We start from the raw sequence: 25692 nt of genomic DNA on the forward strand, positions 1-25692 counted from the left end.
TGCAGTTATTCTCGCTGGTCCTTCAAAGTTTGACTAGGCACAGTTAACGCATGCCCATCCGAGACCGTCTGCTCGCCGTGTTCGTCGCCATCTTGTGGGGCCTGAACTTCATCGCGATCCACGCCACCCTCGGCCAGTTCCCGCCGATGTTCGCGGGCGCGCTGCGGTTCCTGCTGATCGCGATTCCGACGGTCTTCCTCGTGCCGTGGCCGCGGGTGAAGCTGCGCTACCTGCTCGGTTACGGCCTCGGGTTCGGCACCGGGCAGTTCGCGTTCCTGTTCGTCGCCATGCACCTCGGCATGCCGACCGGGCTCGCGTCGCTGGTGCTGCAGGCGTCGGCGCCGTTCACCGTGCTGCTCGGCGCGGTGCTGCTGCGGGAACGCGTCTCCGGACGGCAGCTGGCCGGGATCCTGCTCGCCGTCGCGGGCATGACGGCGATCGCCTGGCAGCAGTCCGCGCACGCCGCGCTGGTGCCGGTGCTGCTGACCCTGCTGGCCGCGCTGAGCTGGGCGATCGGCAACCTGAGCATGCGCCGCGCGGAGCCGGACAACCCGCTGCACCTGACGCTGTGGATGTCGGTCGTGCCGCCGCTGCCGATGCTGGCGCTGTCGGGCATCTTCGAGGGCCCCGCGGCCGCCTGGCATTCGCTGGCGACGCTCGGCACCAAGACCGGCCTGATCGGCGTCGCGGGGCTGGCCTACGTGGTCATCTTCGGGACGGTCATCGGCTCCGGCATCTGGACCACGCTGATGCGCCGCAACCCGGCGGGCGTGGTCGCGCCGTTCTCGCTGCTGGTGCCGGTGGTCGGGCTGAGCGCGTCGTTCTTCCTCCTCGGCGAGGTGCCGACGGTCCTGACCCTGATCGCCGCGGCGGTGGTGATCGGCGGCGTGCTGCTGGGCTCGCTGCGGCGGAAGCCCGCGGTGACGCCGGAGGAACTGCTGCCGGTGTGAGCGTCACCGATCGGGACCCGCTCAGGCGACCGCGTCGTCCTTCGCCGCCGCTGACTCCGCTGCCGCGTGGCGGGCCATGCGCTTCTTCAGCACCAGCGTCACCACCACGCCGATCACCAGCGCCGCGCCGAGGCCTGCCCACTGGAAGCCCTTCAGCCACTTGTCGGCAACCACGCCGAGGTAGTAGATGAGCGCCGTCGTTCCGCCCGCCCACACGATGCCGCCCAGTGCGTTCGCGATCAGGAAGCGCGGGTAGTGCATGTTGAGCGACCCCGCGAGCGGGCCGGCGAGGATGCGCAGCACCGCGACGAACCGGCCGAAGAACACCGCCCACATGCCGCGTTTGTGGAACATCTTCTCGGCACTCGCGATGTGGTCCGGACCGAAATGCTTGGGGAACTTCCGTCCCGCCCAGGCGAACAGCCGTTTGCCGCCCTTGCGGCCGATCAGGTACCCGATGCTGTCGCCGATGATCGCGCCCGCGGTGGCCAGCACGCCGATCCACAGCGGGTTCAGCCCGCTGTGCGACGACGCCAGCAGCGCCGCGCTCACCAGCACGATCTCCCCTGGCAGCGGGATGCCCAGGCTTTCGACCATCACCACCAAGCCCACCAAAAGGTAGACCGAGAGCGGAGGGATCGCCTCCAGCACGTGGTCGATGTTCACTGCCAACCCCCTTGAGTTTCGTGCCTGGTGACCGCAGGGTACCGGCGGCGCGGGCGGCCTCGCGTCCACCTGGAGTCGGGGGTGGGGTCCGTCTTACGGCAGGGGTTTTCCGGGTTTTTCGGGCATATCACGCAAAGCGCGCGATTCCAGGTACTCCCGTTCCGGCAGGCTCAACGTGCGCTGGGCGGCTCGCGCGTAGCAGTCGCGGGCGCCCTGTGGATCGCCGGAGAGTTCCAGGAGATGGGCGCGGACCACGTCGGCGCGGTAGTGGTCCACGTCGAGCGCGTCCAATTCGGCTAGCGCGTGCGACGGGCCTTCGACACGGGCCAGCGCTACCAGGCGGTTGAGCGTGACCATCGGGCCCGGCGCGATCTGCTGGAGAAGGTCGTACAGCAGCAGGATCTGCGGCCAGTCGGTGGCGTCCGCGGTCGGGGCTTCGTCGTGGACGGCGGCGATCGCGGCTTGCAGTTGGTACGGGCCGACCGGCGTGGTGGCCAGCGCGTGTTCGATGAGCGCGCTGCCTTCGGCGATCGCGGACGCGTCCCACCGCGTACGGTCCTGTTCGGCCAGCGGCACCGGGATGCCGTCGCTGCCGGTGCGGGCGGGGCGGCGGGCATCGGTGAGCAGCATGAGCGCGAGAAGTCCGGCGACCTCGCCGTCGGCAGGCAGCAGGGCGTGCAGTTGCCGGGCCAGCCGGATGGCCTCAGCGGTCAGTTCGACGCGGTTCACCGCGCTTCCGGAACTGGCGGTGTGGCCTTCGGTGAACACCAGATACAGCACCTGCAACACCGCGGCGACGCGTTCTGGCAGCTCATCCTTGGGCGGCAGAACGAAATCCGCGCCGCGCAGTTTCTGTTTCGCCCGGCTGATCCGCTGGCCGATCGTCGGCTCCGGGACCAGGTACGCCCGCGCGATCTCGGCGGTGGTGAGGCCGCCGACGGCGCGCAAGGTCAGCGCTACTTGCGCTGGCCGGGTCAACGAGGGATGGCAGCAAAGCAAGAGCAGGGTGAGGGTGTCGTCCTGCTGCGGTACGAGTTCGAAGGACGGCGGTTCCAACGCGGCCACCGTCTCCTCACGACGGATGCGGGCGGCTTCGCTGCGCCACATCTCGATTCGCCGGCGCGAGGCCGTGGTGATGAGCCAGGCCTTCGGATTGTCCGGAACACCGTCGCGCGGCCATTGCACGGCGGCGGCGAGCAAGGCCTCCTGCACGGCGTCCTCGCATTTGCCGAAATCGCCGTAGCGGCGCACGAGCGCGGTCAGCACCTGCGGGATGAGGTCGCGCAGGAGGCCGTCGATCACAGCTCGAAGTCCACGTCGCCGGTCAGGCCCATCACGGGCCGGACCTCGATCGTCGCGAACGGAGCCTCCGGGATCCGCGCGGCGATCTCCAGCGCGCGGGCCTCGGAGGCGCACTCCAGCAGGTAGAAGCCCGCGAGCTGCTCCTTGATCTCGGCGAACGGGCCGTCGGTGGTGCTCACCCCGTCCGGCTGGACGTGCACCTGTTTGGTCTGTTCCGGCGCGGCCAGCCGTTCGGACACGATCCGCTCGCCGGTGCCCTCCAGCTCCTCGTGGAACCGCTGGTAGGCGCGCAGGCCCTCGGCCTTCTGCTCGTCGGTCATCCCCGCCCAGGCCGCGCGCGACGCCGGGTTGCCGTAGATCAGGACCAGATACTTCATCGGAAGCCTCCTCGAAAAGTTTTCTACCCCTGATGTCGAAGCCGCGCGGACAGCTTCGACGTCCCGGACGAAACGCATCGCCGGGAAAAGGAGAACACAGAATGTCCGAGAACGAGATCCGCGACCTGCTGGCCGAGCACACCGCCGCGACGCACGCGAAGGACCCGCAGCGCCTCGTCGCCTGCTACGCCGACAAGGCGGTCCGGTTCGACCTCGCCCCGCCGCTGGCCACGACCGGCGCTTCCGCGGACTACGTCACGCAGTGGTTCAGCACCTTCGACGGCCCGATTTCCCGCACCCACCACGACGAGGAGATCACCGTGTCCGGCGACCTGGCGGTGGTGACGGCGCTGACCAAGCTGACCGCGACCCCGCGCGGCGCGAGCGAATCGTTCACCCTCTGGTTCCGCAGCACGTTTGCCTTGCGGCGGAACGGAAACAGCTGGCTGATCTCGCACGAGCACAGCTCGACGCCGTTCCACATGGACGGTTCGTTCCGCGCCGCTGTCGATCTTCAGCCGTGAAAAGCCGTGAAGGACTCCTTGAGGGAATCAGATTCCCTCAAGGAGTCCTTCACGAACGGTCAGAGAATCTCAGCGGCCGAACCGACGTCCGGCGGGCCGAGGTCCGGGTTCAGTGCCCCGGCGTCGACCAGCTCCACGTCGACCTTGTGCGGCTGGATCCGCCCGTCGCGGATGTCCTCCGCGTAGTGGCAGGCCACCCGGTGCCCGTCGCCGATCTCGCGCAGCTGCGGGCGATCGGTGGTGCACAGGCTGTCCTGCTTCCACGGGCACCGCGTGTGGAAGCGGCAGCCCGACGGCGGGTTGGCGGGCGACGGAAGGTCGCCGGCGAGCAGGATCTGCTCGCGGCTGTCCTCCACCACCGGGTCCGGCACCGGGATCGCCGACAGCAGCGCCCGCGTGTAGGGATGCAGCGGGTTCTGGTACAGCTCCTCCGACGTCGTCTCCTCGACCAGCGCGCCGAGGTACATCACGCCGATCCGGTCGGAGATGTGCCGGACCACCGCGAGGTCGTGCGCGATCACCACGTACGTGAGACCAAGCTCGTCCTGCAGATCCTCCAGCAGGTTCACCACCTGCGCCTGCACCGAAACGTCCAATGCGGACACCGGCTCGTCGGCGACGATGAGGTCCGGCTGCACCGACAGCGCCCGCGCGATGCCGATGCGCTGGCGCTGGCCGCCGGAGAACTCGTGCGGGTACTTCCGCAGCGAGGTCTCCGGAAGCCCGACCGCGCTCAGCAGCTCGCGCAGCCGCTTCGCGGTGGACTCCTTGTCCTTGTCCAGCCCGTGCGCGCGCATGCCCTCGACGAGGATCGACTCGACCGACTGGCGCGGGTCCAGGCTCGACATCGGGTCCTGGAACACCATCTGCATCCGTCGCCGCGCCTTGCGCAACTGCTCGCCCTTGAGGTGGGCGACGTCGGTGCCGTCGAACACGACCTTGCCGCCGGTCGGCTCGTTGAGCCGCAGGATCGCGCGGCCGAGCGTCGACTTGCCGCAGCCGGATTCGCCGACCAGGCCGTAGGTTTCGCCGCGGCGGATCGACAGGTCGACCCCGTCCACCGCGAACACGTGGCCCACCGTGCGGTCCACGACGACGCCGCGTTTGATCGGGAAGTGCACCTTGAGGTCGGTGACCTCGAGCAGCACGTCGTCGGTGTTCGCCACCGTCATCGGGTCCCTCCTCCTGCCGCCACGGCGGGTTGCACCGGGTTGTGGCAGCGCAGCAAGCCGTTCCGGTCGGGAACCAGCTCCGGCGAATTCTCCAGGCACGCAGCCACCGCGTTCGGGCAGCGCGGCGCGAACGCGCAGCCGCCGTCCCACGGGATGTTGTCGGCCACCGAACCGCGGATCGGCACCAGCTTCTCGCCGCGGCCCTCGTCGAGCCGCGGGATCGAGGCCAGCAGGCCGTGCGTGTACGGATGCCGCGGCTGGGCGAACAGCGAATGCCGTTCCTGGCGCTCCACGATCCGGCCGCCGTAGAGCACGTTGACCTCGTCGCAGAGCCCCGCGACGACGCCGAGGTCGTGCGTGATCATCACCAGCGCGGTTCCGGTGTCCTGCACCAGTTCCCGCAGCAGGGCGAGGATCTGCGCCTGGATCGTCACGTCGAGCGCGGTGGTCGGCTCGTCCGCGATGAGCAGCCGGGGACGGCACGCCAGCGCGATCGCGATCAGCGCGCGCTGCCGCATTCCGCCGGAAAGCTGGTGCGGGTACTCGGAAAGCCGCCGCGTCGGGTCGGGAATGCCGACCTTGTCCAGCAGTTCCGCCGCTTCGATCCGCGCCTTCTTGCGCGGCATGTCGCGGTGGCGCTCCAGCACCTCGGTGATCTGCAGCCCGATCGGGATGACCGGGTTCAGCGAGGACAGCGGGTCCTGGAACACCATGCCGAGATCGCGGCCGCGCCGGTCGCGCATTTCGCGGTCGGACAGGGTCAGCAGGTCGGTGCCCTCGAAGCGCACCGAACCGCTGACGGTGTTGCCGCGCTTGGCGAGCAGCCGCATGATCGCGAGCGAGGTCACCGACTTGCCGCAGCCGGACTCGCCGACCAGCCCGACCGTCTGGCCGGGTTCGACGTCGAAACTCACGCCGTCGACCGCGGTGAACGGACGTTCGCCGCGGCGCTGGAACACGACCTTCAGGTCGCGGACTTCGAGAAGTGCCACGGGGTCACCGCCGGTTCTTCGGGTCGAGGGCTTCGCGGAGGGACTCGCCGAGCAGGGTGAACCCGAGCGCCACGATGATGATCGCGATGGCCGGGTAGTACGCCAGCTCGGGCCGGATGTCGAGGAAGTGCTGGGAAGCGTTGCCCAGCATCAAACCCCACTCCGCGCGGGTCGGGTCCGGGTCGCCGAGACCGAGGAACGACAGCGCCGCGGCCTCCAGGATCGCGGTCGCCAGCGTCAGCGTCGCCTGCACGATCACCGGGCCGAGCGAGTTCGGCAGCATGTGCCGGAACACGATCGTCGTGCGCTTCACGCCGAGCGACGTCGCCGCCAGCACGTGGTCCGCCTCGCGCTGGGCGAGCATCGAACCGCGCAGCAGCCGGGCGAAGATCGGCACGCCGATGATCGACACGGCGATGATCACCGTCCACTGGCTCGGCTTCGCGAACAGCGCCGCGATCGAGATCGCCAGCAGCAGCGAGGGGAACGCCAGCAGCACGTCGACGATGCGCATGAGGACGGTGTCGACCCAGCCGCCGAACGCGCCCGCGAGCCCGCCGATCAGCGCGCCGATGAGCACGCCGATCACCGTGGCGAGCACGCCGACCAGCAGCGTCTGCTGTGCGCCGATCAGCAGCCGGGACAGGAAGTCGCGGCCGAAATCGTCGACGCCGAGCGGGAAACCGGGCTGTGCGCCCGGAATGATGCCGCGGCCGAGGATGACCTTGTCCTGCAGATACCGGACCTGCGGGTCCTTCGGCGCGAGCAACGGCGCGAAAATCGCCAGCAGCAGGAACAGCAGGGTGATCACGCCGCCGACGATCGCCACCGGGCTGCGCAGCATCCGGCGCACCGCCTCGGCGCCGAGGCTGCGCCCGCTCGCCGACGACGCGGCGAGCTTGTCGATCGGCTCTTTCTTCTTGTTCAGCAGAGTGTTCACCGCACACGCACCCTCGGGTCGATGAGCCCGTAGGAAATATCCACGAGCATGTTCACGAGCACGTAGACCAGTGCCCCGAGGAGGAGCAGCGCCTGCAGCCGCGGGTAGTCCCGCTTGTCGATCCCTTCGGCGAGAAGGAAGCCGAGGCCGCGGAAGTTGAACACGCGCTCGGTCAGCACGGCGCCGCCGAGCAGTGCGCCGGTCTGCAGGCCGATCGTGGTGATCACCGGCAGCAGGGCGTTGCGCAGCACGTGCCGCTGGCGGACCACGGGCTGCGTGAGGCCCTTCGAGTTCGCGGTGCGGATGAAGTCCTCGTTGAACACGTCGAGCACCGACGCGCGGGTGATCCGGGTGATCACCGCGAGCGGAATCGTCGCGAGGGCGAGGGCGGGAAGAATGAGGTGCTTGATCGCGTCCCAGACCGCGTCCCATTCGCCGGTCATCATTCCGTCGAGAAGGGCGAAATGCGTGACGACCGTGGCGTTGATGCCCGGTGCCTGCCTGCCTTGCGACGGCAGTCCGAGCGGCGTGGAAAGCAGGTCCTGCATCATGTAGCCGAGGAAGAAGATCGGCACCGCGACGCCGACCAGCGTCAGCACGATGATGACGTTGTCGACGATCTGGCCGCGGAAGCGGGCGCCGAGATAGCCGAACGAAATCCCGAACACCACGGCGATGATCATCGCCGAGATGCCGAGTTCGATGGTGGCCGGAAGGAACGTGCCGATCTCCGACATCACCGGACGGGCCGACACGAGCGAATTACCGAAATCGCCGGTGACCGCCCGGCCGAGGAATTTGAAGTACTGCACGAAAATCGGCTGGTCGAGGCCGAGCACGTGATTCAGGTTCGCCAGTTTTTCCGGAGTCGCCTTGTCCCCGAGCAGCGCGGACGCGGGCCCGCCGGGGAGTGAGCGCAACCAGGCGAATACGAGGATGGACAGGATGAGCAGCGTCGGGATCGCTTGTAGCAGCCGACGCACGAGGAAACGGAGCACGAGTAGTCCTTTGTGTACAGCCCGGGAACGAGGCCAAGGGCAGGCGCGGTAGCACCTGCCCTTGGCCTGGCTGCTCAGTGGAGCACGTCAGCCGATCGTGACGTTGTCGAAGCGTTCGTCGGTGAGCGGGCTGGCGACCACGCCCTTGATCTTCGGTCCGACCACGATCGCCGGCGTCGGGTAGGCGATCGGGATGGCGGGCAGGTACTCCATGATCTTCTTGTTGGCCTCCTGGTACGCCTTGGCGTGCGCATCGCCTGCCGGCGCGGCGTCCGCGTCGGCGAGCGCCTTGAAGAGGCCCTGGTTGTTCTGGTCGGTGAGGCCGAACTCCGGCTTCGGGCGGCCGAAGAAGGTGCCGACGAAGTTGCCCGCGTCGTTGTAGTCACCGGTCCAGCCGAGCAGGTGGATGTCCTGCTTGCTGTTCTGCTGCACGTCGTCCTTGTACCCGCCGTTCCACGACTCGGCGACCGGCTGCACGTTGATGCCGATGGCCTTCAGGTCCTCGGAGATCGCGGTGTAGGTGTCGGCCGGGTTCGGCATGTAGGGCCGGGTGACCTCGGTCGGGTAGTAGAACTTCAGCGTCATGCCCTCGGCGCCCGCCTGCTTCAGCAGGTCCTTGGCCTTGGCCTGGTCCCAGTCGTACTTGGCGACGTCGTCGGTGTAGCCGGTGATCGCCTTCGGCACGAACTCGGTCGCGACCTCGGAACCCTCGGCCAGCTTGGACTTCACGAACTGCGCCCGGTTGATGCCGTAGGCCAGTGCCTTGCGGACCCGCGGGTCGGCCAGCTTCGCGCCGTTGGGGCCGCCCTGGTTGATGCCGAGGTAGAGCACGTTGAACGACGGGCGGATCAGCACCTGCTCGCCGTCGTTGCGCAGCAGCCCGTAGTCGGCGGGGGCCGGGAAGTCGTAGCCGTTGATGTCACCGGCCTTGAGCGCCTGCTTGCGGGCGTTCTCGTCCGGGATCACCTTGAACACGAGCTTGTCCAGCTTCGCCGGCTGCGGCATCGTGCTGGTCTCGTTGCGCACCAAGGTGATCTGGCCGTTGCCCTGGTCCCAGCCCTCGAACTTGAACGGGCCGGTGCCGGTCGGGTGCTTGTAGCCGTACTCCGGGTACGTGATCGACGTGCCGGAGCCGGTGACCTTGTCCGCGTTGTACTTCTGCAGCGCGGTGGGGCTCTGGATCGCGAACGACGGCAGCGTGAACGCGGCCGGGAAGGCGCCCTTCGCGCGGTTCAGGTTCAGAACCGCGGTGTGGTCGTCCTTCGCCTCGCAGCTCTTGTAGACCGGCTGGCCCTTGGTGGTGCCCTCGTTGTGCGCGAAGCCCTCGAAGACGTCGCCGTAGTAGATCATCTGGCTCTGGGCGGTGGCGCCCTTCATGTTGTACCAGCGATCGAAGTTGAAACAGACGGCCTTGGCGTCGAACGCGGTGCCGTCGCTGAACTTCACGCCCTGCTTGAGGTCGAAGGTCCAGGTCTTGCCGTCGTTGCTCGGCGTCCACTTCGTGGCGAGCGACGGGGCCAGGTCCGCGGTGCCCGGCTTGTTCTGGATCAGCGTGTCCAGCATCTGCCGGGTGATCCGGAAGGTCTCGCCCTCGTCGTTGAAGATCGGGTCGAACATCTTCGGGTTGCCGGTGTTGCCGAAGACCATGGTGCCCCCGGATCCACCGCCTCCGGCCTCGTCGCGCTTCGATTCCGCACACGCGGACAGCGAGACCGCGAGCGCGCCCGCGAGCCCGATCAGAGCTGCCCGGCGTGTTCGGGTCAGCCGCAATTGCTGCATCTGGCACCCCTTGGGAATGTTCGGTGTCTCGAAATTCACCGTCGGCGGTCAGTTCGGGAAGACCAGTGCGATCGGTGTGTTCGGTGACACTAGCGGCAACTCGGCCTCCGCTTAAGCACGTGAGGTTACGATCGCGCTACGTAAGGCCCAAATTGACCGCAACGTGTCGGCAATTGTGCGCACTGCGTAGCGAAATCCGCCGGTTTGGTACGTTGAGTGGCGGTTTGCTCACCCAGTTGGCCTAAGCGGGCGGGTTGTCCGTTCCGGGTGCCGTGGATGTTCCGGAACTCCTCCGGGCCCCTGGCGCACTGCCCGTGAAGGGCACGGAAACAGCCCGAATGTACTCGAGTTTCCAGTGCTCGCGCATTCCGCGCAATAGCCCTTTTCGCTGGTGGCAAACCGAGGTCGAGCGCGGATTCCGGTTGTTCAGACCAGCTGGTCCGCCGCCTCGCGAGTGCCGTCCACGGCGAACCAGCCGCGTTCGAACAACTGCCAGCGCCGCAGTTCGGCGCGCGCCTGCTCGCCGTCCCGGGCGACCGCCCTGGACAACCGTTCAGCCTCGGTGCCGCCCTCGATCCAGCACAGCCGCGACAGCCGGGACCGCACCGCCCGGCGTCCACTCGACACGCCTTCCAGCACCAGCACCTCAGGCACCTCGACGGGCACCAGCTCGCCGGGCCGCGGCGTGCCGGAGGTCCAGTCCACCCGGCGGTACTCGCCGGGGCGGCCTTGCGCCAGCGGCTCCAGCACCCCGGCCTCCAGCTGCGGCCACCACGCGACAGGATCGTCCCAAGTGGCGAAGGCGTCCGTGCTGACCAGCGCGGCGCGCGGCCCCAGCGCCTTGACCGCTTCGGCGGCGAGAGTGGACTTTCCGGCCCCGGACGGGCCGTCGATGGCGAGCACCCGGACGCCGCCGAGCCGGGGCGGAGCGGCGAGCAGTGCGGAGATCAGCGAACGCGTGCTGGGCTCGCTTCGGGCAGGCCGTCCACATTGTCGGGTGCGGACGTGCGCTTCTCCAGCTCGGCGATGCGGGCTTCGAGGTCGCGCTGGGTGTCTTCCAGTTCGCAGCGCAGCAGCGCGGTCTCCTCGACCGCGGTGCGCACCTCTTCCTCCAGGTGCCCGACCTCGGTCGACAGCTGCAGCGAAACCAGCGCGAGGACCACTCCGGACAGGAAGAAGACGAAGTTCGACGGGGTTTCGACGCCGGTCAGGTGCGCCACGAAGTCCGCGACCGACGGCACCACGGCGAGGATCACGACGCCGATGGCCACCACGAGCCAGATGCCGGCGTACTTCTCGCGCAGCTTGCGCCGCCGCATCATCTCGATGACGACGAACAGCACCAGACACGCGATGACGATGCTCAGTACGCGCCAGCCTGCCATGCGGAGCCTCCCTACGCGGCGTCGGAAGAATCGACGGACGGACGCCGGCGGACCAGCGCCAGCAGCAGCGCGAGCCCCGCACGGCCCAGGTACACGGCGGATTTCACCGGCGAATGGCTCGGCGTGCCGCCCGCCCGCTCCCGCATCAGGACCGGAGTTTCCTCGATCCGCAGCTTCGCCCGGATCGCCATCACGAGCGCCTCGACCGTGTCGCCGAGGTACTCGGCCGGGTAGTACGCGGCGAACAGCCGGATCGCGCGCGGCCCCATCGCCTTGAACCCGGACGTGACGTCGGTGAGCTTGTTCCCGGCCAGCTTGCTGAACACCAGGGACAGCACGACCATCGCGTACTTGCGCGGACCGACGGCCCGGTACGCGCCCTTGCCGGCGAACCGCGAGCCGATCGCGATGTCGGCGCCCTCGTCGAGCAGCCGCAGCAGCGCGCCGACCTCGTCGGGATCGTGCTGCCCGTCCGCGTCGACCTGGACCACGGCGTCGTAACCGCGCGCGACGGCGTACCGGAACCCGGTGCGCATCGCGCCGCCCACGCCGAGGTTCACCGACAGCCGGGCCACCTTGACGCCCGCGGCACGGGCGAGTTCGGCGGTGCGGTCGTGCGAACCGTCGTCGACGACGAGCACGTCCATCCCCGGCAAGGACTGCTTGACCTGGGCGAGCACCGACGAAACGCTGTCCTGCTCATTGAAGGCCGGCATCACGATGAGCACGCGGCGGGTGCTCACGAGTGTGCTGGACACGACAGCCACCATAACCGCTCACTCCCCGTGCGGAGTGCTAGCCCCGGGCGCGGCGGCGGATCCGGTGACCCCGGACTGCCCCGCGATCTCGTAAATCGTCGCGTCCGAGTTGCGGAAGACGACCCGGAACATCGGGCCCTCGGTGATCCGCGCCACGCCGACCGACTCGATCGCGTTGTCGGCGGCGAGGCCCTTGCCCTGGATCACGTAGCGCACCTTCAGGTCGGTGAGGTCTTTGCGGACCTGTGGGTACTTGTCGACTTTGTCGACCCACGCGCTCAGATACGCGGCCTTGGTGTTCGCGTCCGCGCCGTAGTAGTTCCACTCGACCGGCATCACCCCGGACAGCGCGTACATCCAGGCCGAGCCGTCGGCCTTGTTGTTCATCACATGTTCGCCGGGCACGGTGTGCTGGCCGAGCCACGCGTACGCGGCTTCCTCGCCTTTGGACACCGTCGGCCCGTCCTTGTAGGTGGTCGCCAGGCGCACCGCGTTGCGTCCGATGTAGCCGCCCCCGCTCAGCCCGCCGAGCACCACGGCCAGCAGCAGCACCGCGATCCCGGTGAGCGCGACCGGCTTCAGCTTCACCCGCGGCTGCATCTTGCGGACCATCCAGGCGACGGCGGTGTGCGCGAACTCGCCGAACGCCACCGCGCCGGCGAGCGGCACGAGCGCCGCGATCCGCCAGTGGTCGTTGTAGAAGACGCTCGTGACCGTCTGCACGATGCCGGACTCGAGCGCCACGGTGACCATGAACAGACCGCCGAACACGATGTACGCGCCGACCATCCACATCATCCGCCGGTGGCGCACCATCAGCACGATCCCGATGAACGCGGGCACGCCGACCCACCACTGCGGGAACTCCGACATCGGGGAGAAGGTGAGCGTTTCGCCGAGGCCGCCGGCGAGCGTGGCTTCTGGAGCCCAATGCGCGCTCGTCACGCCGCTCGCGTTGTAAAGCGACGGCAGCACAAGCGGGACGCCGAGAACAATCGCCAGCCCGACGGTCGCGATGAGCGAAGGGGCGCTGCGCCGCCATTCGATCTTTTCGTAGCGGAACAGCACCGCCAGCAAGATCAGCAGGAAGTACCCGACGAGCACGAACACGACGCTGGTGTGCAGGCCGCACAGCCCCGCGACACCGACGCCGATCGCGACCGGGCCCGCGATGCCGTCCGGCTTCAGCAGGTACCGCGCGAGCACGAGCATCGCCGGGATCAGCGCGACGCCCGCGACGTACGGCCACAGTGGACCGCGCCACAGCGAGTCGTACGGGAACGCGCTGAACCACGTGGTGACCGCGGCGGCCGCGGCGGCGCCCAGCGCGGGCATGCCCCACACGCGGCACAGCGCGGCGACACCGACCGGCACGGTGAAAATCACCGCGAGCGCGGCCAGGTTCAGCGTGGGCATCATCGCGAGCCCGCCCTTGCCGAAGACCAGCGAGAGCAGCGCGTGATAGGTGTCGGGATAGAAGTAGTTGGTCTGGTTCGGCAGGTTCGCGATCGTGCCCACAGTGGACGGCCGGGCGTCGCCGTGCTCGGCGATCCAGCGGATCAGGTTGCCGTGGAACGGCGCGTCCCAGCCCTGCTGGACGGTGTTGATCCCGTTGCTGCCGCGCAGGAAAGTGACCGCGCCCACGGCCATGCCCGCGGCGACGCCGACCGCCATCACGACGTGGTCGCGCAGCGGGAGCTTCGGCAGTTCGTCGACGGTCCAGTCCGGGTGCCGGCGCGCGCGCAGCCGTTGCACCCCGAACGCGAGGCCGAAGCCGGCGACCGCGAGGACCAGCGTCCAGAGCGCGACCGACAGCATCGTCCAGCGGATGCCGAGCCCGCCGAGCACCGGGACGCCGAGCGCCACGACCCCGAAGGTGAGCAGCGGCGCGGTGGCCGCGAGAGTCCATCCGCGCAGCCGGATGGCGGCCCCGAAGACGAGCCCGGGCACCCAGAATGCGAGCAGCACCAGAAGAACGTTCATCGAATTCGCGGTCCAAACCTGATCGGCATTTTACCTTCGCCGCACACCGACGCCGGCGGCTGCGAAGTCACACTACTGCGGCGCTATGCCGACGTTTCACGGGAGTCGCCCGCGGACGAATTAGCGAGAACGAATGTGAGCACGACCGCAAGGCCAGCCATTGGCGCGGCGGCGAGCGCGATCACCGCGCGCAGCACCGTGTCGCCCGGCACCGCCAGCAACAGCACCGAAGCGGTGGCCGCGACCACCGCCCAGGTGATCAACACGTGCCTGGCCTGGGCGCGCGCGACGAGCACGGCGGTGAGCAATTGCATCGGCACCAGCAGCACCGAGGACCACACGAGCCCGGCCACCGCCCAGCCGTCCACCTGGTAGCCGGGACCGTTGACGAACCGCACCGCCCACGGGCCGATCAGCATGCCGACCAGCGCGCCGAGCGCGGCCAGCGCGAGCGAGGCGAACGTGCCGAGCAGCAGCACGCGGCGCAACCGGTGCCGTCCGGCCTCGCTGGTGGAAAGCCGTACGACGAACGGCACCGCAAGCGATTGCACCGGCCCGATCAGGGTCAGCGGCAACCGCGCGATGACCAGCGCGGCGAAGACCGCGCCGAGCCGTTCGCGGTCGCCGCCCGGCGCGAGCAGGCCGACCAGCGCGGGATAACCGGTGATGACGCTCGCGGTGAGCGCGGCGCCGAGCAGCAGCATGAGCATCCGGCGGACGGTCACCGCCCAGCCGTCGCCTTCGGCGCGGACGTCGAGCAATCGCCAGCCCTGACGGACGAACAGCAGCCAGGCGAACGAACCCGCGGCGACCGCCAGAGCGAGCGGCACCAGCTGGTAAGCCGTCGCGACGACCAGCAGGCCCAGCACCAGCGCGCGGACCGCCGGTTCGGCGACCACGAGCCAGGCGAAATGTTTCACCTGATGTTGCCCGATCAGCAACCCGCGAATGCCGAACTGACAGGCGAACGCGACGCCGCCGGCCAGCACGATCAGCGCGAGTTCCCAGGTGCCGTGGAAAAGCCGGTCGTTGATCGGCGGAACGAGCAGCGCGAGCCCGAACGCGGCGGCCACCGCGGCGGCGGTGGCGACGGCCCGAAGCGCGCCGCGGCCGGCCAGTCCACCGGTGAGCGCGGCCACCGCGGACTGCCGGGAAAGTTCTTGCTCCAGCGGGGAAAGCGCGCTGCCGAGGCCCATCAGGAGGCCCCAGAAGGTGACGAAAGTGGCGTACTGGTCCGGCGGGAGAAGCCGCGCGCAAGCGACCGTGAGGACGTATCCGAGGATGATCGACACGATCAGCGAACCGCCGAGTTTTCCAGCGGTGCGGTGGGTGTCGCGGACGACGCCGTTGGCCGTCTCTCCGGTGCCGGTCACGCTCATCGGCGCCGCAGCCGTGCGCGCAGCGCGAGATACAGCCCGCGCAGCACCCCGAGCCGAAGCCGGTCGCGAACACCGGCAGCAGGGTGCTGACCGCGCGCGCTTCGGCGTTGGTGGCCCCGCACTTCTTGACCACCCCGGCGGCCGCGACGCTTCCGGCCACGCCGAGCGCGGCGGCCGTCTTCGGCTTTTTCACGGCCAGTCCCACGCCGACCGCGCCTACTGCGAGCGCACCGAACAACGCGTTTCTCGCTGGACCGGGTGAACCTAGATAGGAATCGACATAGGTCGTCCCGCGAAAAAATGACTGTGCGTAGAACTTTTTGAACGAATCGCGCCCGTGGTAGATCGCGGAGAACTGCGGGGCCAGGAAAATGCGCGAACGTTCGGCGATCCAGCGCAGCATGCGGGTGTCGTCGCTGGCGAGCCGGACGTCGTCGAACAGCGATTCGAACGCGGCGGCCGAACCCTCCAGCAGGTCGCGGCGCGCGCAGAAGAACGTGGTGCCCTTGGGGTAGACGTCGAACTCTTCGATGCCGAACGACGTCAGCTTCGGGTCCTGGAAGTACCGCCGCCAGCCGATGGTGACGAGGCCGGCCATGAAGCCCGCGTAAGGATTGTGCTCGGAGGCGACGTGGATGTGGCCGTTCCAGACCGCGCGCTCCGGGTGCTCGGTGAGCTGCTCGCGCAGGAAGGAAAGGCTGCCTTCGTCGACGATGACCCGGCTGTCCAGCAGCATCAGCCAGTCGCCGGACGCCTTCGCCATCCCGGCGCGGCGCGCCTCGAACCGGCCGCTGTTGGGCTGGGTCAGCACGGTGATCCCGTACTTTTCGCGCAGCCCGGCGAGCCGCCGCGGCGTGCCGTCGGTGCTCCCGTCGTCCACGACGAGCACCTCGACCGGCCACCGAGCCGCCTCCGCGGAGGCGATCAGCGCGCCCACGCTGCGGTCGATCCAGTCCTGTTCGTTGTAGACCGGAATCACGACGCTGAGCGACGGGAGGAGCGGGTTCGCACTCACGCGGCGAGGCTACCCTGTACTTGGCGAGCCGGGATGCCCAGTATCCTGGCCGCCGTCGTTGACCTTAAGGTGATTGGGCATCCACGGTGATTTCCTTCATTGTCGGCACCACCGCGGAACTGATCAAGATCGCGCCGGTCTTCCACCGGATCGCCGAGCGCGGCGCGACGCCGAAGCTCTGGTTCACCGCACAGCACGTGGACGAGGTAGCCGACGTACTGGCGGATCTGCGGCTGCCGGAACCGGACTTGTGGTTCGTGCCGCGTGCGCAGGCGCACAACCTCGAATCCCCGGCGCAGGTACCGGGCTGGGCGGCGCAGGTCATGCGCACCGCGTGGAGCCGCCGCGCCGAACTGCGCGCCCGCCTGACCGAGGACGGCCGCCCGCCGCTGGTGCTGGTGCACGGCGACACGTTCACCACGCCGTACGGGGCGTTGATCGGCAAGAAGATCCTGAAGGCCCGCGTCGGGCACATCGAGGCGGGCACGCGGTCGGGCAGCATTCTGTCGCCGCTGCCGGAGGAACTGAACCGCAAAATCGCCGGAAAGCTCGTGGACATCCACTTCTCGCCGAGCGAGCGCGAGGTGCACAACCTCCGCAACGCGCGCGGCGTGGTGGTGAACACCGAGGCGAACACCGCGATCGACTCGATGCGCCAGGTCATCGACCAGCCGCTGGACGTACCGGGCCTGCCGGAGAAGTTCGGACTGGCGACGCTGCACCGGTTCGAACTGGTGTCGCGCGCGGACAAATACCGTGAGGTACTCGAAATCCTGCGCGAGCAGAGCCGCGAGATGCCGATCCTGTACCTGGCGGGCGCGCCGGAGCGGGAGAAGATCCGCGCGCTGGGGCTGGACAATCTGTTCGACGACAAGTTCATCGCGCAGCCGAAGATGCGGTACCTGAAGTTCCTGCCGCTGGTCGCGCGCGCCGAGTACGTGGTCACGGATTCCGGCGGGCTGCAGGAGGAATGCGGGTATCTTGGCCTGCCATGCGCGGTCCACCGGGCGCGCACGGAGCGGCACGTGGGGATCGGCGAGAACGTCATGCTGACCGAGATGCGCGGGGATCTGCTGCGGGAATTCCTGGCCACGTACCAGAATCGGCGCGGGGAGTCGTGGATGGACAAGTACCACCCGTCGGACATCGTGGTGAACTCGTTGGCACAGCTGGGTTACTGCTGAATCTTTGGCGCCGGCTTCGCCGTCGCGTGCGGGATCGCCTTTAGTCGGCGTCTGACGGAGCTGCGCACCCGGCCCGGGGGCCGTGCACGCAACTCCGTCAGACGCCGACGCGATCCCGCGGTTGGGTTGCGTCGGTATTCGGGGGCAAAGAAACTACAACGCTCGACGCCCGGACAGCGCGCGCCCCAACGTCAGCTCATCCGCGAACTCCAGATCCCCGCCCATCGGCAACCCAGACGCCAGCCTCGTCACCGACAGCCCAGGGAAATCGCGCAGCATCCGCACCAGGTACGTCGCCGTCGCCTCGCCCTCGGTGTTCGGATCCGTCGCGATGATGATCTCGCGGACGTCCGCCTCGCCGATGCGCTTCAGCAGCTCTCGCATCCGCAGCTGTTCCGGCCCGATGCCGGACAGCGGGTCCAGTGCGCCGCCCAGTACGTGGTAGCGGCCCTTGAACTCGCGGGTCCGCTCGACCGCCAGCACGTCCTTCGGCTCCTCGACGACGCAGATGACCGTGAGGTCACGACGCTCGTCGCGGCAGATGCGGCACGTTTCCTGTTCCGAGACGTTGCCGCAGATCTCGCAGAACTGCACGCCCTCCTTGACCTTGCCCAGCACGTCCTGCAGCCGCGCGATGTCCGCGGGGTCGGCGGCCAGCAGGTGGAACGCGATGCGCTGGGCACTCTTCGGACCGACGCCGGGCAAGCGGCCCAGTTCGTCGATCAGGTCCTGGACGACACCCTCGTACAAGTGTCAGCCGCCGAAGCCGAGGCTGCCGAGGTCCGGCATGCCGCCGCCGAGGCCGCCGGCCAGCGGGCCCAGTTTCTGCTCGGTGAGCTTCTGCGCGCTCGCCGACGCGTCGCGGACCGCGGCGACCACCAGGTCGGCCAGGGTTTCCACGTCGTCGGGGTCGACCACCTTCGGGTCGATGACGAGGCTCTTCAGCTGGCTGTCGCCGGACACCGTCGCGGTGACCAGTCCGCCGCCCGCGGTGCCGGTGACCTCGGTGTTGGCGAGTTCTTCCTGGGCCTCCACCAGCTTCTGCTGCATCTGCTGGGCCTGCTGCATGATCTGCGACAGGTCGAAGCCGCCGCCGCCGGGTTGCACCATGATCGCACTCGGTCCTTCCGCGTTTGGGTGTTCTCTCCCAGCCTAGCCGCGTGCCCGGCGAGTCCGTCCTGGCGGCACGCGTGTGCTGTGGCACCGTGGTCGCGTGCGAGCGAAGACACTCCCGCTGCTGACCGGCCTCATGCTGCTCACAGCGTGTTCCGGCGGCGGTTCGACGCCTCCGTCACCGGCCGCCGCGCCGACGTCCTCGGCTGGTTCGGCGAGCCCGAGCCCGTCGTCGTCCAGTCCGCCACCGCCGCCGTCCTCCTCCTCGAGCCCGCCGTCGACGTCCGCGGTGCCGCCGGTCGGCTCGGGCAAGGTCGTGGTGCTCGATCCGGGGCACAACGGCGGCAACGCGGCGCACCCCGGCGAGATCAATCGGCAGGTGCCCGCCGGGCGCGGGCAGACGAAGCCGTGCAACACCACCGGCACGTCGACCAACGCCGGGTACCCGGAGCACGCGTTCACCTTCGCCGTTGCCAAGGAGATCGGGAACGCGTTGGCGGCCAAGGGAATCAAGGTCGTCTACACGCGGCAGAACGACTCCGGCGTCGGCCCGTGCGTCGACGAGCGCGCGCGGATCGGCAACAACGCGAACGCCGACGCGGTGGTGTCGATCCACGCCGACGGCTCCACTTCGCCGACCGCGCACGGCTTCCACGTCGCGTACTCGGCGCCGCCGTTGAACGCGGCGCAGGGCGAACCGTCGCTGAAGCTCGCCCGCACGATGCGCGACGGAATCCGCGACGACGGCTTCGCCACGTCCACTTACATCGGTTCGGCGGGCCTTTCGCCACGAAACGATCTGGGCGGGCTCAACCTGTCGACCCGCCCGTCGGTGCTCGTGGAGTGCGGCAACATGCGCAACGCCGACGAGGCGAGCCAGATGTCGTCGGCAGCGGGCCGGCTGCACTACGCGCAGGCCATCGCGAAGGCGATCGAGGCTTACCTAGCCAGCTCCTGAGAGCCGAAAGGGCTACTGAGCGGACAGAACACCGGACACTGTCTTCTCCCTTGATCGGTCCCGACTTACCGTCGCTGGGGACCTGTCGAGGAGGCGCCGGTGGCAACATCACTCCGAGGACGACTGGTACGGCTGCTGGCCGTGACAGCCATGGCGGGCACTCTCGTGTCGACGGGAATCGCCGAAGCGGCTCCACAGACAGTGACCGTCGGGCAGGCGCGGTTCGAAGTCCTGTCGCCGACGCTCATCCGGACCGAGTACGCGGGTGACGCACACTTCGTCGACGCTGGCACGTTCAACGCGATCGGCCGCGACAGCTTCACCAAGACTCCTTACACCGCAACGAAACGCGACGGCTGGCTGACCATCCGGACCAGCGCCGTCCAGCTGCGCTACAAGCTCGACTCGGGTGAGTTTTCCGACGACAACCTCACCGTCCAGCTGCGCACTGGCGGTCAGGACGTCACCGCGCGGCCCTGGACCGGCAAGCCAGCCTGCGCGTTCGGGACGCTCTGTGAGGCGGAGCAACTGCAGCTAGCCGGTGTCGGCTCAGCCAGCGACCATCGCGGCTACACCGGCGACGGTTTCGCAGCGGGCTTCATCAACCCTGGCGACGGTCTGGCCTTCCGCGCCACCGCCCCGTCCGCCGGTGATTACCAGCTGGATCTGCGCTACGCCAACGGAACCGGCGGCGACGGACAGCACACGACCCGCACGCTCACCGTCCTCGTGGACGACGCCGCACACACCGTCACGCTGCCAGCCACCGCTGACTGGGACACCTGGGCCCTCGCGACCGTGCCGATCACCCTGCCCGCTGGACAGCACCAGGTGACCGTCAAGCGCGGCACCGCCGACTCGGGCAACGTCAACCTCGACAGCCTCGCCGTGGTCAACACCGGTGCCGCGTATCCGCAACCCGTCCCGCCAGCGCCGACGCCGTGTGCGTTCGGCGTTCTCTGCGAGGCCGAGCAAGGCGCGCTGTCCGGCGGCGCGCATCCGGCCAGTGACCACGACGGACACTCCGGCAAGGCCTTCCTCGCCGGAATGGAACGAATCGGCGCGTCCGACACGCTGACGGTCACCGGCGTTCCTGCCGACGGTTCCTACGATCTGCAACTGCGCTACGCCGACGCGACTCAGCCGACCTCGCTGACCGTTCAAACCACCAACCTCACGCTGCCGCCGACCAGCAGCTGGAATTCGTGGCGTACCAAGGCAATTCCGGTCCAGCTCAAGGCCGGAACCAACACCGTCAAGCTGTCCTGCCCGGACACGAACTGCCACGTCAACCTCGACACCGTCGCCGTCACCGCCCCGCATTCGGTACTACTCGCCCCGCACGCGCCGCTCGGCGGCTACCGACGAGGCCTCGACGGCGTGGACGGCAGCGCGGTCTCCGCACCCGGAATCCTCTACCAGGACGGCTGGTCCCTCCTCGACGACACCGTATCGGCGCTGTACGACCCGCGCACCAAGGTAGTCACCCAGCGCCCCGGCAACCAGCCCTACCAGGACGGATACGTCTTCGCCTACGGCCAGAACTACGGCCGCGCGCTGCAGGAACTGGCCCAGCTGACCGGTCCATCGCTGCTGCTGCCCTGTTGGGCCTACGGCGTTTGGTACTCCGAGTACTACGACCGCACCGCCGCCGACTTCCAGCAAACGATCGTGCCGAAGTTCCGTTCGCAGCACGTGCCGCTCGACATGCTGGTCGTCGACACCGACTTCAAATCGCCGGACCGGTGGAACGGCTGGGAAATCGACCCGACGCGGTTCCCCGATCCGAAGGCGTTCTTCCAGTGGGCGCACGACCAGGGCCTGCACACCACGCTGAACATCCACCCGAGCATCCGCGCCACCGACCCGCAGTTCCCGGCGGCGCAGGCAACCGCGAAGGGCAAACTCCAACCCGGTTGCGGAAACGACTGCTACATCTTCGATTTCGGCGATCCCGACCAGTTGCGCGCCTACTTCGACCTGCACCGGACGATGGAACAGCAGGGCAACGACGTCTGGTGGCTCGATTGGTGTTGCGACGGCTCGAAATCCAGCCTCCCCGGCGTCACCCCGGACGCGTGGATCAACCAGCAATACGCCGAACACGGCGGCTTCGCTTTCTCCCGCGCCTACGGCTCGCTGCAAGCCGGTGGATACAGCTCGCCAACCGCAGTGCCGACCGGGCCGTGGGCGGACAAACGCACCACACTGCACTTCACCGGCGACACCATTTCCGACTGGGCCACGCTGGCTTTCGAGGTCGGCTACACGCCCGGCGAATCCGCGGCGACCGGCCTGGCTTCGGTGAGCCACGACATCGGCGGCCACACCGGTGGCCTGCAGCAGCCCGGCACGGAACCGGGTAGCACCAAGCTGCCGGACGATCTGTACGCGCGCTGGGTGCAGTTCGGCACGTTCCAGCCGATCGACCGGCTGCACTCCAACCACAGCGACCGGTTGCCCTGGCAATACGGGCCAGCCGCCGACGCGTCAGCGACGAAATTCCTGAACCTGCGCGAAAACCTCGTCCCGTACACGTACACGCTCGCGCAGCAGGCCACCGCGACCGGGATGCCGATCGTGCGGCCGCTGTACCTGCAGTACCCGGGCGAGCAGGAGGCCTACGCCCAGGCCGGCGGAGAGTATCTGTACGGCCCGGACGTCCTGGTGGCTCCGGCGACCAGCCCCGGCACCACGGCGACCACTAACGTCTGGTTCCCGCCGGGCAACGATTGGACGGACTACTTCACCGGCAAGACCTACCGCGGCGGCACCACGGCGCAGATCACCACGGGCTGGGACACGATGCCGGTGTTCCTGCGCTCGGGCGGGATCATGGTCACGCGCAGCGGAAACGTCCCTGGCGACGCACACGATCCAGGCACCGCCGCGACCGTCACGGTGGCTGGCGGCCACAACGGCGCGTTCACCCTCTACGACGGGCAGTCGTTGCGCTACACCGAAAACGCCCACTCGGCGACGCTCACGATCGGTGCCACGCAGCGCGTCTGGACGGTCCGGTTCACCAACACTGCCGCGCCGTCCGCGGTGTACGTGGACGGACGTCGCAGCACCTGGACCTGGGACGCCGCGACCCGGACCGTGACCGTGCAGGCACCGCCGACGCAGCATCCGCTCAAGGTGGTCGTGAGTGCTAAACCCGGTTAGAACCGGCATTAGCACTCACGACGCCGTACTTGCCTGGCACCGCGGCTGGGCAGGCCTGGTGAGTGTTCGCGCCGGTCCTAACCGGCGCGAACACTCACGACGTCCTCAGTCCAGCGGGCGAGCGCCGAGGTGGTCGGACAGCAGCTTGCGCGCGATCTGCTCCGGGTCCTCCTCCGCGGGCGGCGGCGGAGGCGGCGGGACCGGGCTGGAGTCCTCGGAGTAGATGTCGTCGTCCTCGTCCGAGGGTTCGGGCGGGAGCGGGATGTCCGGTTCGCTCGTCGTCACGCGGGGACGGCTCGGTGCTTCCGCCGGCTTCGGAGGGGCAGACGGAGCAGCGGCGGCCGGGGGCTGCGCGGCCGCGGACGGACGGGTGAAGGACCGTTCCGGAGCCGGTGCCGCGACCTGCTGCCGAGGAGCCTGCCGCGCCGGAGCGGCGGCCGGGGCCGCGCCGTGCACGCAGCGCACCTGCCATTCGCCGCCGAGCACCTCGCTCAGCCCGGCCGCGATCTTGCTCGCGTTGCCCTGGTCGCTCAGCCGCCGGGCGAGCGGTTCGGACTTGTGCGTCAGCGTCACCGCCGAACCGTCCACCTCGGCGACCGTGGCCTGGGTGAGCATCGCTTCGAGCGCGCGACCGCCGGTGAACTTCCGCAGCGACGCCAGCAGCTGCGGCCACTTCTCCCGCACCTTGGCCGCGTCGATCCCACCCGCCGGGGCTTCCGCCGCAACCGGAGCGGGAGCCTCCTCAGCAGGAGCCGGAGCAGGCGTTTCAACGGGAGCCGGGCGGCTGACCTCCGGCCGCGCCGGACGCGCCGGTTCTTCAGCCGGACGAGTCGGAGCCTCCGCCGCCGGACGAGCCGGTGCGGCAGGAGCTTCCTGCGCCGGACGCTGCGAAGGCCGCTGGAACCGAGCCGGAGCCTCCGCCGGAGCAGCGGAAGCGGCCGGGGCGGTCGCGGGGGCAGCAGCGGGACCAGCGGGAGCGGGCGCGCCAGCCGGACGCCGCTCCAGCCGTTCGATCCGCGCCAGCAAAGCCTTCTCCGCCTCGGTGACCGACGGCAGCAGCATCCGCGCACAGAGCAGTTCGAGCACGAGCCGCGGCGACGTCGCGCCGCGCATCTCGAGAAGTCCACTGTGGACGATATCGGCGTAGCGGGACAGCGTGGCCGGGCCGAGCTTGTCGGCCTGCTCGGTCATCCGCTTCAGCTCGTCGTCCGGCGCGGCGACCAGCCCGCGTTCGCCCGCCTCCGGGACCGCGCGCATCAGCAGCAGGTCGCGGAGCCGGTCGAGCAGGTCGGTGGCGAAGCGGCGCGGGTCGTGCCCGGCGTCGGCGAGTTTCTCGACCGTGCCGAACACTTCGGCCGGGTTGTCGTTCGCGAGTCCGTCGACCACCGCGTCGATCAGCGCGGTGTCCGTGACGCCGAGCAGCGACACCGCCCGCGAGTACGTGACGCCCTCCGGACCGGCCCCGGCGAGCAGCTGGTCCAGCACCGACTGGGTGTCCCGGGCCGAACCGCCGCCGGCGCGGATCACCAGCGGGTACACCGACGCTTCGACCGTCGCGCCCTCGGCGGCGACGTTGCGCTCCAGCAGTTCCCGCATCGAACTCGGCGGGATCAGCCGGAACGGATAGTGGTGCGTACGCGAGCGGATGGTGGTGAGCACCTTGTCCGGCTCGGTGGTGGCGAAGATGAAGATGAGGTGCTCTGGCGGTTCTTCGACGATCTTCAGCAGGGCGTTGAAGCCCTGCGTGGTGACCATGTGCGCCTCGTCGATAATGAACACGCGGTAGCGCGATTCGGCGGGCGCGTAGAACGCCTTGTCCCGCAGTTCGCGCGCGTCGTCCACCCCGCCGTGGCTGGCCGCGTCGAGTTCGGTGACGTCGACGCTGCCTGGGCCTTCCGGCGCGAGCGCGCGGCACGAGTTGCACTCGCCGCACGGATCCGGGGTCGGGCCTTTGGCGCAGTTCAGCGAGCGGGCCATGATCCGCGCGCTCGACGTCTTGCCGCAGCCGCGTGGCCCGGAGAACAGGTACGCGTGGTTGATGCGCCCGGCGGCCAGCGCCGTGCGCAGCGGTTCGGTCACATGCTCCTGGCCGACGACCTCGGCGAAGGTCGCCGGACGGTACTTCCGGTACAGCGCGAGAGCCACGTGCCCGAGACTACAGTGAGCGGGGTGAGCCCCTCCCGTTCCGGTCGCGGCCGTGCGCCGAGCGGCCCGCGGCCGGGCATTTACCCGGTGCGGTTCGGGACCGCGGAGCTGCTGCGCGACGCCGATCGGCCGAACGCGTGGATGCTTTCGGTCGGCGGAGTAGCGCAGTCCTACGTCGACCTCGACGACCCGACGAACCTGGAGTTCGACTACGTGCGCCGGCTCGGCGATCTGGTCGACTTCCTTCCGCCGGGACCGCTCGACGCGCTGCACGTCGGCGGCGCGGGCTGTTCCCTGCCGCGTTACGTCGCCGCGACGCGACCGGGTTCGCGGCAGCTGGTGTTCGACGCCGACGAACCGCTGATCAACCTGGTCCGCGAACAGCTTGAGCTGCGCAGCGTCCCGAAGCTGCGAGTACGGATCGAGGACGGTCGCGCGGGCGTGCGCAGCAGGCACGACGCGTCAGCGGACCTCATCGTGATCGACGCCTTCGAACGCGCGACGCTGGCCGGCGGCTTGGCGACCGTCGAGTTTGTGACCGACGTGGCCCGCGTGCTGCGACCAGGCGCTTCGATGCTGGCGAACATCTCCGACGGCCCCGGCCTGCCGTTCGCGCGCCGGTTCTTGGCGACGCTGTCCGAGGTGTTTCCGCACGTCGTCCTGCTGGCCGAACCTGGTGTGCTGCGCGGACGTCGCTTCGGCAATCTCGTGCTGGCTGCCTCGCGGCTCGAACTGCCGACCGCGGAGCTGACCCGGCGCGCGGCGTCGTCGCCCTATCCGGCTCGAGTGGTGCACGGCGCGGAGTTGCGGCAGCTCCGGGGCAAGGCCGCACCGGTCTTCGACGCTGAATCGCTGCCCTCGCCGACACCACCAGAGGATGTGCTCGGCCTCTTCTAAAAGGGCA

At 69.0% G+C, this 25692-nt stretch carries 22 protein-coding genes and 1 pseudogene; 6 read left to right on the forward strand and 17 right to left on the reverse strand.

Translation table 11 applies throughout. The features are described 5' to 3' along the window. Nucleotides 1-50 precede the first annotated feature (50 nt). Nucleotides 51-950: an EamA family transporter gene (locus RPX00_RS11030; RefSeq protein WP_406639419.1), complete on the forward strand. Its 900-nt coding sequence runs from the start codon at nt 51-53 to the stop codon at nt 948-950. A 21-nt stretch (nt 951-971) separates the two neighbouring features. Here RPX00_RS11030 and RPX00_RS11035 read toward each other — a convergent pair whose 3' ends face one another. From RPX00_RS11035 to RPX00_RS11045, 3 genes are all read right to left on the reverse strand, one after another. Next, complete coding sequence (locus RPX00_RS11035; protein WP_406639420.1) at nt 972-1616, reverse strand: DedA family protein; 645 nt, start codon at nt 1614-1616, stop codon at nt 972-974. Between the two features lie 93 nt (nt 1617-1709). Next, complete coding sequence (locus tag RPX00_RS11040) at nt 1710-2918, reverse strand: RNA polymerase sigma factor (protein ID WP_406639421.1); 1209 nt, start codon at nt 2916-2918, stop codon at nt 1710-1712. Then, nucleotides 2915-3295: a YciI family protein gene (locus RPX00_RS11045; protein ID WP_406639422.1), complete on the reverse strand. Its 381-nt coding sequence runs from the start codon at nt 3293-3295 to the stop codon at nt 2915-2917. Before RPX00_RS11045 ends, RPX00_RS11040 begins: the two co-directional genes overlap by 4 nt. 101 nt (nt 3296-3396) lie before the next feature. Here RPX00_RS11045 and RPX00_RS11050 point away from each other — a divergent pair, with 101 nt between their 5' ends. Then, a complete protein-coding gene (locus RPX00_RS11050; RefSeq protein ID WP_406639423.1) occupies nt 3397-3819 on the forward strand; it encodes a YybH family protein in 423 nt (140 codons plus the stop codon). Between the two features lie 59 nt (nt 3820-3878). Here RPX00_RS11050 and RPX00_RS11055 read toward each other — a convergent pair whose 3' ends face one another. From RPX00_RS11055 to RPX00_RS11105, 11 genes and pseudogenes are all read right to left on the reverse strand, one after another. Then, entirely contained in the window at nt 3879-4991 is a 1113-nt protein-coding gene (locus tag RPX00_RS11055) for an ABC transporter ATP-binding protein (RefSeq protein WP_406639424.1), read from the reverse strand. Continuing rightward, nucleotides 4988-5983 carry an ABC transporter ATP-binding protein gene (locus RPX00_RS11060; protein WP_406639425.1) on the reverse strand — a complete coding sequence of 332 codons (996 nt, stop codon included), beginning with the start codon at nt 5981-5983 and terminating at the stop codon, nt 4988-4990. The genes RPX00_RS11055 and RPX00_RS11060 overlap by 4 nt, the downstream gene beginning before the upstream one ends. 4 nt (nt 5984-5987) lie before the next feature. Continuing rightward, the gene (locus RPX00_RS11065; protein WP_406639426.1) at nt 5988-6923 is read right to left on the reverse strand and encodes an ABC transporter permease; all 936 of its coding nucleotides are present in this window, start codon (nt 6921-6923) and stop codon (nt 5988-5990) included. Beyond that, entirely contained in the window at nt 6920-7921 is a 1002-nt protein-coding gene (locus RPX00_RS11070; protein ID WP_406639427.1) for an ABC transporter permease, read from the reverse strand. Before RPX00_RS11070 ends, RPX00_RS11065 begins: the two co-directional genes overlap by 4 nt. 87 nt (nt 7922-8008) lie before the next feature. Continuing rightward, a complete protein-coding gene (locus tag RPX00_RS11075) occupies nt 8009-9700 on the reverse strand; it encodes an ABC transporter substrate-binding protein (RefSeq protein WP_406639429.1) in 1692 nt (563 codons plus the stop codon). A gap of 426 nt (nt 9701-10126) precedes the next feature. Beyond that, entirely contained in the window at nt 10127-10603 is a 477-nt protein-coding gene (locus tag RPX00_RS11080; protein ID WP_406639430.1) for a uridine kinase, read from the reverse strand. 44 nt (nt 10604-10647) lie between these two features. After that, the gene (locus tag RPX00_RS11085) at nt 10648-11085 is read right to left on the reverse strand and encodes a DUF2304 domain-containing protein (RefSeq protein ID WP_378303996.1); all 438 of its coding nucleotides are present in this window, start codon (nt 11083-11085) and stop codon (nt 10648-10650) included. An 11-nt stretch (nt 11086-11096) separates the two neighbouring features. Further along, complete coding sequence (locus tag RPX00_RS11090; protein WP_406639432.1) at nt 11097-11855, reverse strand: glycosyltransferase family 2 protein; 759 nt, start codon at nt 11853-11855, stop codon at nt 11097-11099. 6 nt (nt 11856-11861) lie between these two features. Continuing rightward, nucleotides 11862-13826 (reverse strand): DUF6541 family protein, encoded by a 1965-nt coding sequence (locus tag RPX00_RS11095; protein WP_406639433.1) that lies wholly within the window; start codon nt 13824-13826, stop codon nt 11862-11864. Between the two features lie 83 nt (nt 13827-13909). After that, the gene (locus RPX00_RS11100) at nt 13910-15205 is read right to left on the reverse strand and encodes a hypothetical protein (protein WP_406639434.1); all 1296 of its coding nucleotides are present in this window, start codon (nt 15203-15205) and stop codon (nt 13910-13912) included. Next, a pseudogene (locus RPX00_RS11105) lies at nt 15202-16220 on the reverse strand (glycosyltransferase family 2 protein). Before RPX00_RS11105 ends, RPX00_RS11100 begins: the two are co-directional and overlap by 4 nt. A gap of 86 nt (nt 16221-16306) precedes the next feature. On the opposite strand from RPX00_RS11105, the gene RPX00_RS11110 reads away from it, so the two are divergent. Further along, on the forward strand, nt 16307-17404 hold the full coding sequence (locus RPX00_RS11110) for a UDP-N-acetylglucosamine 2-epimerase (protein WP_406639435.1): 1098 nt from the start codon (nt 16307-16309) through the stop codon (nt 17402-17404). 153 nt (nt 17405-17557) lie between these two features. Here the strand turns inward: RPX00_RS11110 and recR are convergent, their stop codons facing one another. Both recR and RPX00_RS11120 read right to left on the reverse strand, forming a co-directional pair. Next, nucleotides 17558-18154: a recombination mediator RecR gene (gene recR, locus RPX00_RS11115; RefSeq protein ID WP_037808499.1), complete on the reverse strand. Its 597-nt coding sequence runs from the start codon at nt 18152-18154 to the stop codon at nt 17558-17560. Between the two features lie 3 nt (nt 18155-18157). Further along, nucleotides 18158-18514 (reverse strand): YbaB/EbfC family nucleoid-associated protein, encoded by a 357-nt coding sequence (locus RPX00_RS11120; RefSeq protein WP_067577153.1) that lies wholly within the window; start codon nt 18512-18514, stop codon nt 18158-18160. Nucleotides 18515-18653: 139 nt separating this feature from the next. Here RPX00_RS11120 and RPX00_RS11125 point away from each other — a divergent pair, with 139 nt between their 5' ends. Both RPX00_RS11125 and RPX00_RS11130 read left to right on the forward strand, forming a co-directional pair. Then, nucleotides 18654-19475 carry an N-acetylmuramoyl-L-alanine amidase gene (locus tag RPX00_RS11125; protein WP_406642863.1) on the forward strand — a complete coding sequence of 274 codons (822 nt, stop codon included), beginning with the start codon at nt 18654-18656 and terminating at the stop codon, nt 19473-19475. Nucleotides 19476-19574: 99 nt separating this feature from the next. Next, nucleotides 19575-22643 carry a TIM-barrel domain-containing protein gene (locus RPX00_RS11130; protein WP_406639436.1) on the forward strand — a complete coding sequence of 1023 codons (3069 nt, stop codon included), beginning with the start codon at nt 19575-19577 and terminating at the stop codon, nt 22641-22643. Between the two features lie 105 nt (nt 22644-22748). Here RPX00_RS11130 and RPX00_RS11135 read toward each other — a convergent pair whose 3' ends face one another. Next, a complete protein-coding gene (locus RPX00_RS11135) occupies nt 22749-24788 on the reverse strand; it encodes a DNA polymerase III subunit gamma and tau (protein ID WP_406639437.1) in 2040 nt (679 codons plus the stop codon). Nucleotides 24789-24875: 87 nt separating this feature from the next. Between RPX00_RS11135 and RPX00_RS11140 the strand changes: the two genes are divergently transcribed. Continuing rightward, a complete protein-coding gene (locus RPX00_RS11140; protein WP_406642865.1) occupies nt 24876-25685 on the forward strand; it encodes a spermidine synthase in 810 nt (269 codons plus the stop codon). Nucleotides 25686-25692: the final 7 nt, after the last annotated feature.

This window comes from Amycolatopsis sp. WGS_07, from assembly GCF_045278895.1.
Lineage (GTDB): Bacteria > Actinomycetota > Actinomycetes > Mycobacteriales > Pseudonocardiaceae > Amycolatopsis.